The following is a 14,017-nucleotide window of genomic DNA, read 5'->3' as shown; positions in this document are numbered from 1 at the left end:
ATATCGTCCGAATATTATCTGAGCGGCTCCGAGCGAGGCCGGATCTCGGCCGCAACACGGCCCGCAAAGGCAGCGCGCCGACGATGGAAGCGGGTGATTTTGCTGCGTAAAGCGCTCCACCGTCCGAAGCGGTAATCCTCGGCCATCGCCGCCAGCGCCGGGCCGGCAAGCTCGTCAATTCGCACCTCGGCACTGCGAAAAGTCATGCTCCGCTCGACACAATTGACGATCGCATCGCGCAATTCGCGGTTGGCGCTGCCGATTGCTATGGTGCGAAACAGAGACTCGATCGCTTGCGGATAGCCATCGTGAGTCGCGAGCTCGATCAGCCCGCCGGGCAGATCGGGCCGCGGTGTCCGGCCCTTGAGGGCAAGCGCCAGCAATGCGCCCGTCCAGCCATAGAGATGATAGAGATCGGCCTCGGCTAGGAGGGGTTGCCGGAACCCCTCCTGATGCCAGCTCTCGACGATCCGCTCGCCGGAGAGGCGATAGAGCGCATCGCGTACCGGCGTCGCGCTCGCAGCGAGCGACTTCGCGAGCTGCGCGGCGTCGAGGCGGGTGCCCGGAGGATAAGCCCCCGAGAGGATGCGCGCCTTCAGGTCCAGATAGACGCGCTCCATGGTGGCGCCCGGGCTCATGCCGCGAGCGCCCCGCCCCCGCCCCTGTCCTCGCCCTCGCCCTCGCCCGCGCCTTCCGGCCGCTGCGAGGCGACATAGTCAGCGAGGAGCGCCGATTGATCGGGGCGCAGGGCATCGACCGCGGCGAGCGGTTCGGCGGGATAGCCTCGGAACAGGACCGACGGACATTGCCCCTCGAAATTTCCGAGATTGGGCCGGTGCTGGGCGTAGCCCGCCAGCGCCGCGAGGTCCGGGGGAAAGTCTCGCGCGATCTCGGGCGGATAGGCGAGCCACTGGTTTTCGTAGGGCTTGAGCCAGCCTAGACAGTAGCTGACGATAATGCCGCGGCGAACGCCAGCGCTCCTGTTCGCGCCGGCGCCGTGGAGCGTCGACCCCAGAAACACGATCGCATCGCCCGGCTCAGCCGAGGCGATGATCGGCGCTTTCTTGGGCTCTTCCACCAGCGCTTCGACGCCATGGCTCCGCGGCCAGATCAGCGTCGCGCCATTCTCTTCGGTGAAAGGCGTGAGCGGCCACATGACATTGACGAGATACTCGACGTCACCGAGCGCTCCCTGCCACATGTCCTGATCGCGGTGCGGAAATTGCGCCAATGCGCCGGGATGCAGTTCGATCGCCTGGGCGAGGTTGAGCTGGATCCGCTCACACCAGTTCCCGAGCGCGAGCTCAGCGAGATCGAGGATCGCCGGGTTCATGACAAGATCGGCCATGTGCGGCGAGCGGATCAGCAGTCTCCCGAAGCGCTTGGTGCGCTCGCCGTAGAAGCCGCCCTCGCAGAAGGGCGTGGCGGCATAGCGGGGGCCAAGATCCTCGGCGACGCTCCCGATGAGCGATGGCGATGCCGCACCGCGCAGGATCGTATAGCCCTGATCCATCAGCTCGCCGCCAGCGGCGGATCGGGGAGCGGACGCGTCGAGCGCGGCGGGATTGATCATCATCGCCTCCTCCTCACGCTGCGCAGGCGGCCGAGGCCGCAGCTGCCGTGCTGACGATCCCGGCGCCGGCGAGCTTTGCGGGCGTCGAGCCGTCGATGTCGATGCGGAGCGCGACGAGCGCCTGCCCGCGGTGAAGGACAGGCTCGCCGAGCAGTTCGCAGTCCCAGCCGAAGGTCTGGATCTGGCGGAACCAGGGGAGCTCGGCGACGCCGGTATAGGTCCGGATGCCGTTCGCGAGCGCGAAGTCGGCAAGCGCGACCAGCAGCGCGTCGCGCGCGACCCGCCGCTGCCGTGCGCCGATGCCGGGCGACAGGCAGAAACGGGTGATTTCGAGGACATCTCGGCCTTGCGGCACCTCGCTCGCCACCAGGCCGGGGAACAGGCTGTCGAGGAGGGCCGGCCGCGTGGTAAGCAGCAGGCGCGCCGAGGCGAGATGCTCGCCCCCCGTATCGGTCACGATTAGATAGGTCGCGTCGGCATCGTCGAACTGGTCGAGTTCGAAGCGATCGGCGAGCGCGGGAATATCCCATTTCAGAAGATCGATGAAGACGCGCTTGCGCGCCTCGAACATGGTGCGCATCGCCTTATGCTCGAGCGCCCGGTTGGTGGAATCGACAATAAGCAGCATGGATTTGCCTCCGTTTGAAAAGAGGCGTTCCAATTGAAGGGCTTTTTGCCGGTGCACCATAGCATGATAGGGGGGTGTCGGTGATTTTTCTCAGCGCTTGGCGATGTCCTCGAAGCTGATGTCCCCGTCGTAAAGCGCGCGCACGGTCAACGTGATGCCGCCATTCGCCTCATAGCGCTGCCGGGCATTGCGCAGATGCTCGCGTACCGTATCCGGACTGAGACCTAGCCGCAGCCCGATCCGCCGCACTGTCTCGCCCTTGGCCGCCCAGATCAGGACTTCGCGTTGCCGCTTGGTAAGCCGCGGCCCGATGTGCGCGAGCTCCGGATAGGCTATCAGACGCGCCGCGTCGAAGGCGGGACCACCGATCATCCTCGCGAACTGCAGCGCGTCGGCGCTCGCTATGGCGCCGGGCCTCCACGCAAATGACACCGAGCCATGCGCATGGCCGGGAAGATGGGCGGGCACGGTGAGCCCGTCGCCGATGCCATGACGCCGCGCCTCGGCCAGGATGATTTCGTCCTCGGGCCGCTCCGTCTTCATATGGTGCCACAGGAACCCCGACATGTTGCGCTGGCTCTCGCGGTGCACGGGGTCGGTGACACCGAGCCGTTGCTCGTCGAACCAGAGGGCCCATTCCTCGGGATAATTGTGGACGCGCACACCGCGTTCCGGCGCGGCGAGGAAGTCAATATGGTGGCTGAGCGCGAACCAGGAGCAACCCATTCGCGAACAGGCCTCCAGGAGCAGATCGGCAAGACCTGCCTTGTCCTTCACCCGAGAGACGTCGAGCGCAAACGCGTGCGCGGCGTCGATCGTTGGCATTGCGACCCATGGCGCGCCGACCGGCGTTTTCCGATCCGTTCGGTCCGCTCGCCCCTGTCAGTGCCGGAGACCGAGCCCTCTTACTGGGCTGGCCGACCGGCGACGGTCGATCGCTGCTGGTCGAGGCGATCTTGGGAGAATTTGAAAGTGCGGAGGAAAGCCATATTTTTCAAATATATTCCGGAGATAGACCCAGAATGAGGCCAATTCCTGAAATCGGCCTTTTTTGGCGGCTCAGCCGCCCGCCTTTCGGAAGTCCCAGAGCGGAATGCCCATCTTCGCAGCCTTGTCGGCGAGATTGTCCTGAATTCCGGTTCCCGGAAACACGATGAGCCCGACGGGAAGCGCCTCGAGCATCCGGTCATTGCGCTTGAAGGGAGCCGCCTTGCCGTGACGGTTCCAGTCAGGCCGGAAAGCGACCTGCGACACCCCGCGACTCTCGGCCCAGCAAGCCGCGGCGCGTTCGGCACCGGTCGGCGTTGCGCCATGGAGAAGGATCATATCGCCATGACGCGAGCGGGCCTTGTCGAGCGCGTCCCAGATGGCGCCATGATCGTTGCAGTCACTCCCGCCGGTAAATCCGATCCGCGTGCCCTCGGGGAGGAGCGCAGCGGCCTTTTCGCGAAGCCGGGCATCGAGGAAGTCGCGGCTGTCGATCAGCGATGCGGTCAGGGTCCTGTGATGGACGCGCGATCCGGTGCGCGGCGCCCAGGCCTTGCGGAGGATCAGGCGGAACTGCTCCGCGGCGGCCTCGCGGAAGAATTCCATCGCGTCGCGGCGTTCGATCAGCGAAATCCCTTCGCGCGTCGCCCGTTCAAGCTCGACCGAGCGGATTTCGCTGCCGTCCTGCTCGCGCTGAAGCCGCCGCTGTGCCTGCTCATTGTCGTCGAGCTGCCTTTCGACACGGTCGCCGGCACGGTGGAAGATGTTGACGAGATTCCAGAGCAAATCTTCCAGATCGGGCTCGATGCGGGTTTCGGAGAGACATCCCGCCAGCGCGTCGAACATGTCGATGATCGCACCGCCGGCGAGATGGGCATCGGGAAGCGGCCTCGGGTCGGGTTCGTCCTCGAAGGGCCGGTGTCCGAAGATCTGCATTTCCTGGAGCAGATAGGCCGTCGTGCCCGGTTCGGCAGGTGGATCGTTGGGGGCGGCATTCTCGCGCATCATGGTTCTCCGTCTGTTGGGGCCGCGCCTCGTGCGGCCTTCGTGGCGACGGGGAGCGGCATGCGGGGCTGGGCTGCATCGCGGCATGCCGCGACCGGAGCGCCAGCGGAGGATGGCGGGCGCGCGGCTATTTTGCTTCGCGGTGCAAAGGGGCCGCCAGGCCCCGGCGGAAAATAGCCGCGCGAACGCCATTGCGGCCCCGCACCGTCTGCCGCAGTCGCCCTCTCGCGAAGGCCGGGCGCGCGCCGCCAGAAGGGTTCCGGAGCGGGAATGCGGTCCCTGCCCCTTCCGGCGAACCGCGAGCGATCAGTGAAGCTCCAGTCGATCCCCGGTCATGAGCTGCCGGCGAAGCGACGCCGCCATGGCGCGCCGTCCAAGCGCCTGCAGGTCGCCGTTGAAGTCACCGTGCCGAGGCTCGAGCGGACAAACCTCGATGCCCTGCTGCGACGCACGTTCATGGAGCGTCGCCAACGCCGCCGCGCCCGCGGGATCGTCGTCGCGCGCGACATAGAGGCGTCTTAGCGCATCGGGAAAGGCGATGGCGGCAAGATGGGCCCCGGACAGACCGGCGATCATCGGCAGACGCGGCATGATCTGGCGCAGCGACATCATGGTTTCGAGCCCCTCGCCCGCCGCCATGACCGGCCCCGACACGCCAAAGCGGACGCCGTGCCCGAGAAGATGTCCCATGGCGCGGCGGGGAAACGCGACGGGTGCCTTCTCCTTCGTCTCGGCGTCGAGCCAAGTCCGGTGCACCCCGGTGAGGACACCGGCAAGATCGGTCACTGCGGCGATCATGGCCGGCCACACCGCTCGCGTGCCCGGCGCATCCTCGTCCGACGGGCGATAGAAGCAATGCGGATGACATCGCAGCGGGTCGCCGTTGGACAGGTTGGTGATCGACCTGCCGGCCAGATAGGCACCGGCGATGCTCCCGATCAGCGGCCTGGCACCCGCCCATAGCCGCCGCGCCGATTCCGGCGACCCGGTCGGCGCTTTCGCCGGTGCCGGATTTCGAGGACCATCGGGCGGTGACGGCAGACTTAGAAAATGCCGGGCCTCCTCGAGCGTTTCGCGGAAGCTCGCATGGCCGCAGCTCGCCGCGATGATGTCGAGAAGGTCGCCATGGTCGCCGCTCGCGGCATCGGTCCATTTGCCCGGCGCGCCGCCGTCGCTGCTTGTGCCGAGGCGCACATAGAGGCTCCGCCCCGGCGTGTTGCGGATATCGCCGACCATCCAGTAATGGCCTTCGCGGCGGCCGCGGGAAAGGTAACGGCGGCACACCGCCTCGGCATTCTCCCCGAGGCGGCGCGCAATATCGGATGCTGGACTGGTCATGCGGGGCTCCTTCAGGCGGCCTTGCGATCCTGCACCCGCACAACCGGAAACCGATCGACGAGCACAGCGAACACATCGGCGCCAGCAGCCCCTGCCGGCACGTAGAGCTTCAGTTTCCACGAGACGATCTCGGAGATCAAGCCCATTGCTTTCAGCCGTTCGACGCCAAGATCGTTGAAGCCGGTCAGTTCGACGCGCCAGTCGTTCATCGCGCGGACCCGCCGCAGGCTCTGTCCCTCGGCGAGCGCGAGTATGACATCGCCCGCCTGCACCATCCGCCATGCATCGGCGACGGGGAGCTTCGCCGGCGCCTCGCCGGTCGCCGCAGCCGCCCAGCCCTGCGACACCTTGCGCCCGATGATCCGCTCGCCCGCTCCGGTCTGCAGGCGATAGACGCGGGTCGACTCCTTGGGCAGCCGCTTCCAGATCGGCAGCAGCAGGCCGGCGACCATGCGCAGCGTCGAAAGTTCGAACTCGGGGAGCTCGCCGAGTTCCGCCTTCCACGCCGTGGCAAAGGTGCCCGCATCGACGGGGCTCCAGTGCGAATGCTCGAAGTCCTCGGCGAGCATCTTCATCTTCTCGAGCGGCCGCTGCAGTCCAACGCGCCGATGGACGGCGCCATCGTCGTCGACGAGACTTCGGGCCCGGACCTTCACGGCGGCACGCCCCGACCGCGCGTTGACGACAAGTTCCCCGCCCCAGCCCGACACGATCGCCATGGCGTGCTCGAGCGACAGCGGCGCGACGCGGTCCTTGCGCTCGATCGTCAGCAACTGCGTCACTGCTCCGGTGCCGGGATGGGAATAGATGGTCTCGCGTGCGGTCACGGTGAAACTCTCGGCGCGCAGGGTTTCGAGGCCCATCTCGTAGGTGCCCGAGGCAATCGCGCCCTCGATCCGGGTCGCGAGCAGTCCCTCGAAGGTTTCGAACAGAATGTCCTGCAGATCGATCGTCAGCGCGAGCATCCGGTTGAGGAAGGTCGTGATCGGCGGCAGTTCGTCCTTGAGGCCGCCATCGTCGAGCAGCGAAAGTCCCGTCGCCGCCTCGAAGGTCAGCAGCGAGCAGTTCTCGACCTTGCCGCCCGCGAGCAGCTGATAGAGCTGACGGAGCGCGTCGCGCGCATAGGCCGATTCCAGATTGTCCTCCGGGCGGAACATGTTCTGGCCGCCCGTCTGGCGCTGGCCCCGGGTGATCGCACCCAGCGTGTCGAGGCGCCGCGCGATCGTCGAGATGAAGCGCTTCTGCGCCTTCACGTCGGTGGAGACAGGACGAAATAGCGGCGGCTGCTTCTGGTTCGTGCGATTGGTGCGCCCGAAGCCCTGGATCGCCGTGTCGGCCTTCCAGCCGGGCTCGAGCAGATAGTGGATGCGGCGGCGCTGGTTCCGGGCCCCGAGGTCGGCATGATAGGAGCGCCCCGTCCCCCCTGCTTCGGAGAAGATGAGGATGCGCTTCTCATCGTCCATGAAGGCATGGGTCTCGCCGAGGTTCGCGCTCGCGGGCCGGTTCTGCACCGCGAAGCGCACGGCGCCGTCCTCGCCGCCGACAGGCACGATCCGGCGCGATCGCCCCGTGACCTCGGCCACGGCGTCCGCCCCGAAATGCTGGACGATCTGGTCGAGCGCGCCCGGTACCGGCGGTAGCGCGGCGAGCTTCTCGATCATCGCATCGCGGTGACGGGCGGCCTCGCGATTGACGACCGGATTTCCCTCGCCGTCGAAGACGGCACGCGACGAGAGATTGCCCTCGCTGTCGGTGCAGGGCTCGTAAAGCTGGACCGGGAAGCTGTGTGCGAGATAGTCGAGCACATATTCGCGCGGGGTGATATCGACCGTCACGTCGCCCCAGTCCTCGGTCGGGATCTCGGCAAGGCGGCGTTCCTGCAGCGCCTCGCCGGTCGAGACGATCTGCACCACGGCCGCATGTCCCGCTTCGAGGTCCCGCCCGATGCTCGCGATCGTCGCCGGCGTCTGCATCGCGGTGATCAGATGATTGAAGAAGCGCTGCTTCGTGCTCTCGAACGCCGATCGCGCGGCGGACTTTGCCTGGACATTGAGCGTCCCATGGAGCGAGCTCGTGACCCCCGCGGCCTCCATCGCTGCGTCGAGATTGTTGTGTATGACCTGGAAGGCGCCGGCATAGCTATCGTAGATGCGCCGCTGTTCGTCGGTCAGCGCATGTTCGAGCAGCTCATATTCGACGCCGTCGAACGAGAGCGACCGCGCTGCGTAGAGACCGAGGGCTTTGAGGTCGCGCGCCAGCACCTCCATGGCCGCAACCCCGCCGTCCTCGATTGCGGCAACGAACTCGCTCCGTGTCGCGAACGGGAAGTCGCTGCCGCCCCAGAGGCCGAGGCGCTGCGCATAGGCGAGGTTCTGCACCGTGGTGGCGCCGGTCGCCGAGACATAGACGATGCGGGCATCGGGAAGCGCATGCTGTAGCCGCAGCCCTGCCCGCCCCTGCTGCGAGGGCTTCTGCTCGCCGCGGTCGCCCTTGCCGCCGGCGGCGTTCGCCATCGCATGCGCCTCGTCGAAGACGATGACCCCGTCGAAGTCTGGCCCAAGCCATTCGACGATCTGCTCGACCCGGCTCACTTTGCCCTCGCGCGCCTGGCTGCGCAGCGTCGCATAGGTCGTGAACAATATGCCCTCCGCGAGCTTGATCGGGCTACCCTGACGGTAGCGCGACAACGGCGTGACGAGCAGGCGCTCCTGCCCGAGTGCCGACCAGTCTCGCTGGGCGTCTTCGAGAAGGCGGTCCGAGATCGACAGCCAGACCGCGCGCTTCCGGCCCTTCAGCATATTGTCGAGGATGATGCCCGCGACCTGCCGTCCCTTCCCCGCGCCGGTGCCGTCGCCGAGGAACCAGCCGCGGCGGAAGCGCACGGCCTCTCCATTATCCTCGCTCGCCGCGGTGACCATGTCCCAGGTCTCGTCGACCGTCCACGCGCCCGAGAGGTGCCCGGAATGAGCCTCGCCAGCATAGATGATCGATTCGAGCTGCGCGTCCGACAATATGCCGTCGCCGATCAGATGCTCGGGAAGATGCGGCCGATAGGAGGGCTTCGGCGGCGCGACCGACGCCATCGCGGCGGACTGCACGAGCGCGGTGGGATGCGGCTTCGCAGACGGGATCGCGAGCGACTGCAGCGCATAGGGTTCATAGATCGCCTCGGCGAGCTGCCCCTCGGGCGCCTGCCGGTCACAGATGTCGTAGCAAAGCTCGGGTGCTGGTGTCGGCGCCCCGGACACGGGTACAGGGCGCGCCATGCCGTGGGACCCGCCCTTGGAAGCGGCCGACAAGCGCGAAGCGACGGGCTGCGCCGAAGGCGTGGGCGGCATCGGCGGCAATCGCGGCGGCACCGAGGCGCGCACCCATCGTAGAAGTTCGCCAAGGTCGGCCGCCTCCCCATGCGACGCCGCCAGTGCCGACGGATCGCGTGCAGGCATCTTGTCGAGGACGAGAAGCCGCGTGCTGGTGGACGTCCCATGCTTGGCATAGACTTTCCCCCCGATCGCCGCCGAGAAGAGCAGCGTGGCCTGCTCCTGCAGGCGCACGAACGCATCGCGCCAGCCAGGTGCGTCGGGCGAGCAGTTCGCGCCGACGATCGCTACCAGCCTGCCGCCGTCCTCCAGCCGGGACAGCGCCGATCCGATGTGCCGGAGAGCGGCGTCGCGCATCGTCCGTTCGACATTCGCCACCGCCGAGAAGGGCGGATTCATCAGCACGATCGTCGGGCGCACGCCCGCGTCGAGGCGATCGTCGATCGATGCCGCATCATGCCGCGAGACTGCGCAGCCCTCGAAGAGCAGGTCGAGAAGGTCCGCGCGCGGCTCCGCCAGCTCATTAAGCGCGAGGCGGGCGCCCGCGAGCTCCGCGTGAATCGCGAGCATGCCCGTTCCAGCCGACGGCTCGAGAACGGTGTCGCCGGTCTGGATCGACGCGGCATGAGCGGCGACGAACGCCAGGGGCAGCGGCGTCGAATATTGCTGCATTGCCTGGCTCTCGAGCGAGCGCCGCGTGTGCGTCGGGATGCGGCCCGCAAGCCGCTGCCACATGGCGAGCTGCGCGATCGGGGTCAGCTTCCGGACCGCTGCGGCGGTGCCATAGCGGCGGAGCAGCAGGATCTGCGCGACCTCGCAGGCATCATAGGCCGTCTTCCAGTCCCACCCGCCCTCGGCATCGCTGGCACCGAAGGCCGCGATCATCGCCGCGCGGAGCGCGGCCGTGTCGAAGGCGCGTCCCGCCTCGAGCAATGGAAGAAGTGCCTCGCCGGCGGAAAGCAGCCGCGACGCAGCGGCGGAGGGAGAAACGCGCGGGAGAAGGCGCGCGGCGACGGGCGCCGCGCGGGAGGCCAGATTCTGCATGTGGGAACATCCTCGGGAGAGCAGGAAGGAAGGGATCAAGCCAGCGGCCGCTCTCTCTCGAACCCGGTGGCTCACCCCTTTCCGGCCCGCCTCTCCTCTATCCGAACCTCTCTCCATCTTCGGTGAAGCTGTAGCCGTTGGCGGCAATCGCCTCGTCGACCACCTCGTCCGAGTTCAGATAATCATGTTCGTCCTCGAGTTTTCCGTAAAGCCAGCGGGCAAGATCCCGCAGCGCCTCGGCGATTTCGTCCTCGGCGGTCGATGACATCGCCTGATAGACCGGGCTGTCGCGCTCGACGCCGATCTCCATGCTATGTTCGTGGTAATAGCGGCCACGGTGGGTGATCCGCGCGCTGAGCTGGAAGAAGTTGCTCCACTGGATCGCCAGCAGCGCGTCGGCGATCCGGTGCAGCTCCATATCCTTCGGCGCGTAGTCGCGGATGGCAGCGGCGCTGCCACGCGTGTAGCGATAGTCGCCCTCGAAGCAGGCACCGTCGCCCTAGCTCGCGAAGCCCGAGAACCAGATGCAGGGCTTCCGCGTCGAGCGGCCGCCGAAGAGACGGATCGGTACGCTCGCGAGGGCAATGCCGAGGATTTCGCAGATAGTCTCGAAGTCCGAATAGACCGCCCAATACCAGTCGTGGTCGAAGGCGCCCCGACGATACCAGTCTCTCGCCTTCTCCTTCGCCTCCTTGCCCAGCTCCTCCAACTGGTAGACCGTCGTCTCGATAATCTCGGCCATGACACTCTCCTGAAACGAAAAAGGCCCGGCACTGCGGCCGGGCCCGAGTGGGATTTCGACGGGTCAGGCGGACGCTTGCTCGCCCGCCTGCAATCGCTGCCGTGCCTCGTCGAGGAAGGACGCGGTCGACATCGTCTCGATCGCGTCGGCGGTGATCAGCGTTGCCATCCCGCCGAAACCGTCGGGCCGCATCTTGGTGCAGGTCCAGGCGGCCACCACCTCGACGTCGTCGAGCGCATCGCAGCGCCTGACGATGTCCTGAAAGATTCCCTCATAGCCGATCGCCGACATATCGAGAGCGAGCTCTTCGTCGGCAGGATCGAGCTTTTCCATGGCCTCACGGACCGCGTTCGCGGCATAGCTGTCGGGCTGAGGCCGCGGATCGGCTTCGGTCAGCCAGGCAACCTCGGTTATCGGCAGGTGCAGCAGATCGTTCACATAATCCTCGGCGAAGAAGTAGACGCTGTCCTCTTCGCCTTCGTAGCTGAACATGCCGATGAGCAACCGGTGCTCGAGAAGGGTCATTGCGCTGCGCGGAATGTCCGGCCGCACGATCGTCGGCGAATGATAGTCAGCCATGGGCCGCCTCCTTTCCGGGTGCGTCGGCAGCGCCAACGGGAACGCCCTCGACGACAAGCGGCGGCACCATGAACTCGGCCTCCTCAAAATAGGCGAGGATCGCCTCGACGCTGCCGCGCCGGACGACTTCATGCCGATCGATCAGCACCCGGTCGGACTCGTCAACGATGAAGCTGTCGGGAGCCCCAGCGCCCCGGAACACGATCCGCTCCGCGCTCCATTCGGCGAAAAAGCCGCCAGCCCAGAAGCGATAGGGCAGACCGTTGTCCTGACAGAAGGTCTCGAGTGCCTCGACCTTGCCCCACGCGACTTCGTTCGCGAACAGCTCCAGCGGTTGGTCCGGCGTGCGGTGCGAGGCTTCGAACGAAGGTCCGTCCCACTCGACCGACAGCCCCTCCGCTGCGATCACCTCCGCCAGCGCGCGATAAGCGTCGTGCGACAAGATGCCGCCGAGCTTGAAAGATACCGAGACGCGGTCAGCCATGATCGCCTCCCGCAACAAGCACCGGCGATGCCGGCGCGGTTTCAAACGAGTCTTTTCGCATTTTCATTCTCCATAAAAGGCGAAAGCCCGGCGCTTGAGGCCGGGCTTTCGAGGTGGGAGTGCATTGCGCCGCTATCTGCGGCGGAGGGTCATTCGGCAGCGACCGCATCGGGATCGGGCAATCCATCACCGCCTTCCCCGGCGAGGAAGGCTGGAAGTTCGCCATCGGTGTCATCGTTCGCGGGAACGGCCGCTTCGGCTTCGCTCGTCGGCGGGCCTTCAAGCCCGGGCGTCCTCATCGGTTCGGGCAGCCAGCCGGCATCTTCGAGGAGGCGCTCGGCTTCGCGGGCCATATCGCCTTTCTTGAGATGGTCGATCATCCCGGCGAAGTTCTCGCCACGGGCTTCCGCGACGTCGGCGAGGATCCGCGGTTTCGGAACGGCGCTCAAATAGCCGTCGGCGGTCGGCCGCCAGCCCGCCGCGACGACATCGAGATCCACCGCACGCGCGAGAACATCGCTGTGCGCGATCCGGCGTGCGATTCCGTGCGCCGAGACGCGACCGTCATAGCCGCGGACAATCTCGGCCTGCGCATTGACGCCGAGCGACGCGCAATGCGCAAAAAGGTTCGCCCGGTCCTCGTCACTGAGGTCGAGCAGCCAGTCCCACACCTCCCTGTCGGTCTTCGGCAGGCGACCCCGCCATTCGTCGATCCGCGCCGCGATGGCCTGGCCCGGCGCGCAGTCGCGCAGGCCCGCCGGGGCGTTCGAGAAGTGAACCGAATTGATCGACGTTTGCAGACAGCTTTCGCGGCTGTATCCAAAGAAGCAGGACAGGACGAACGCATGGAGCACCGCGACATAGGCCGTCGCCGGCGACAGCGCGAAGGCCTCCTGCAGCGCGAGGGTGCGCCAAGCCGTGAGGTCGGAGACGAGACGGTCGGACAGCGGCTTCAAGGCGTCCTCCGGCTCGTCGGCCTCCGCAGCAGCGGCGCCGGCGACCGACGCCGACGCTGCCGCGGAGCCGCTGCCCACGGTGCCTTCCGAACCGTCCGTGCCGCCAGCGCCCGCATCGCCTCCATTGGCGTCACCGTCATCCTCCGCAGGCTCGGCATCGGGCTCGTCCTCCGGCTTCACATAGCCGCGCTCGACGCGCAGGCGGCCGTCGACGTCGATCGACACGAAGGCACCCGCGATGGCGATTTCGGCGGGATCATAGACAATCGGGCGATCGTTGATCCGGCCGATCTCGGCGTCGATCTCCTCGAGCCGGGCGTGGACCTCGTCGGGAACGTCGTCGGCGTCGCTCCATTCGTCGCTGAGCGCCTCGCCTTCGGCTTCAAGCTCGGCAGCGCGCTTCTCCTCCTCGGCGGTCATCGCCACCTCGTCGCCGGCGAGCGCCCGCAGGCCGCGGCCCGGATTGAACACATGCTCGAGCGCCGCATCTATCCATTTCCAGCCTTCCGAACCGATCCGCAGCGCGTCGGCCTCGAGCTTCTCGGCGACGAGGCGGTCAAGCAGGCCGACATCGGTGAGCCAGCCGCCGTGATCGGATTCGAACAGGTCGCGCACGACGCTGCCGCCCGCTTCGACATAGGCGTCGAGCCCGATGAAGCGGACGCGCTTGTCGGAGACGCGAACGCTGTTCTCGGTCAGCTTCTGGCGGACCCAGGTCGGCGACGGATGGCTGGCGCCGGCGATCATGTCCCAGACCTGGATCTGGCGCTCTGCGTCGTCCGATACCGTGAAGGCCATCAACAGTTCGAGCGACATGCCGTCGTCGCCATAGATGTCGAGTAGCTTCGGCGAAACCGAGGCGAGCTTCAGGCGCTGGCGGACGACGGCAGCCGTCACGAAGAAGTGCGCGGCGATATCCTCGATGCCTTTTCCTTTTTCCGCGAGCGCCTGCATGCCGCGGAACTGGTCCAGCGGGTGGAGATTCACGCGGTCCGCATTCTCCGCGAGACTGTCCTCTTCGGCGAGGATATCGTCGTTCGCGGCCCGCACGCGGCAAGGGATAAGCGCGTCTTTCGCGAGCCGCTTCTGCTTCACGAGCAGTTGGAGCGCGCGGTAGCGTCGCCCCCCGGCTGGAATTTCATAATCGCCGGTACCCTTCCCCTCGCCGTCGAGAATAGGTCGTACGTTCAGATTATGCAGAAGCCCTCGCCGCGCGATACTGTCGGCCAGTTCCGCAACCGACTCGCCGGGTCTCACCCGGCGAACATTTGCGTCCGAAAGCCGCAACCGGTCGAGTGGGATGGCCTGCGGTTGGTCGAGCGTGATTTTTTGCTTGGAAGCCATGTGCATTCTCCGCGGCA

The 14,017-nt window shown here is 66.7% G+C and carries 10 protein-coding genes and 1 pseudogene; all 11 read right to left on the bottom strand.

What is annotated here, in order from left to right; all coding sequences use genetic code 11:
- Positions 1-14 precede the first annotated feature (14 nt).
- Positions 15-638, bottom strand: coding sequence for a GntR family transcriptional regulator (locus tag ACO055_RS01220; protein WP_422060795.1), 624 nt, complete (start codon positions 636-638; stop codon positions 15-17).
- On the bottom strand, positions 635-1,573 hold the full coding sequence (locus ACO055_RS01215) for a phytanoyl-CoA dioxygenase family protein (protein WP_422062386.1): 939 nt from the start codon (positions 1,571-1,573) through the stop codon (positions 635-637). Before ACO055_RS01215 ends, ACO055_RS01220 begins: the two co-directional genes overlap by 4 nt.
- Positions 1,574-1,586: 13 nt before the next feature.
- Positions 1,587-2,201 carry an acyl-homoserine-lactone synthase gene (locus tag ACO055_RS01210; protein ID WP_422060794.1) on the bottom strand — a complete coding sequence of 205 codons (615 nt, stop codon included), beginning with the start codon at positions 2,199-2,201 and terminating at the stop codon, positions 1,587-1,589.
- Between the two features lie 90 nt (positions 2,202-2,291).
- Positions 2,292-3,026, bottom strand: a complete 735-nt coding sequence (locus ACO055_RS01205; protein ID WP_422060793.1) for a helix-turn-helix transcriptional regulator — start codon at positions 3,024-3,026, stop codon at positions 2,292-2,294.
- A gap of 234 nt (positions 3,027-3,260) precedes the next feature.
- Entirely contained in the window at positions 3,261-4,193 is a 933-nt protein-coding gene (locus ACO055_RS01200) for a DUF2493 domain-containing protein (protein WP_422060792.1), read from the bottom strand.
- Between the two features lie 306 nt (positions 4,194-4,499).
- Positions 4,500-5,531: a DUF7146 domain-containing protein gene (locus tag ACO055_RS01195; RefSeq protein WP_422060791.1), complete on the bottom strand. Its 1,032-nt coding sequence runs from the start codon at positions 5,529-5,531 to the stop codon at positions 4,500-4,502.
- An 11-nt stretch (positions 5,532-5,542) separates the two neighbouring features.
- Positions 5,543-9,895, bottom strand: a complete 4,353-nt coding sequence (locus ACO055_RS01190; protein ID WP_422060790.1) for a strawberry notch-like NTP hydrolase domain-containing protein — start codon at positions 9,893-9,895, stop codon at positions 5,543-5,545.
- Positions 9,896-9,992: 97 nt separating this feature from the next.
- A pseudogene (locus tag ACO055_RS01185) lies at positions 9,993-10,637 on the bottom strand (antitoxin of toxin-antitoxin stability system).
- 63 nt (positions 10,638-10,700) lie between these two features.
- Positions 10,701-11,216, bottom strand: a complete 516-nt coding sequence (locus ACO055_RS01180; RefSeq protein ID WP_422060789.1) for a hypothetical protein — start codon at positions 11,214-11,216, stop codon at positions 10,701-10,703.
- Positions 11,209-11,700: a hypothetical protein gene (locus ACO055_RS01175; protein WP_422060788.1), complete on the bottom strand. Its 492-nt coding sequence runs from the start codon at positions 11,698-11,700 to the stop codon at positions 11,209-11,211. The genes ACO055_RS01180 and ACO055_RS01175 overlap by 8 nt, the downstream gene beginning before the upstream one ends.
- A gap of 149 nt (positions 11,701-11,849) precedes the next feature.
- Positions 11,850-14,000, bottom strand: a complete 2,151-nt coding sequence (locus ACO055_RS01170) for a ParB/RepB/Spo0J family partition protein (RefSeq protein ID WP_422060787.1) — start codon at positions 13,998-14,000, stop codon at positions 11,850-11,852.
- Positions 14,001-14,017 lie beyond the last annotated feature (17 nt).

It is taken from the genome of Sphingopyxis sp. (assembly GCF_965227415.1).
In the GTDB taxonomy this organism is placed as follows: Bacteria; Pseudomonadota; Alphaproteobacteria; order Sphingomonadales; family Sphingomonadaceae; genus Sphingopyxis.
This window is presented reverse-complemented; position numbering and strand designations above follow the sequence as displayed.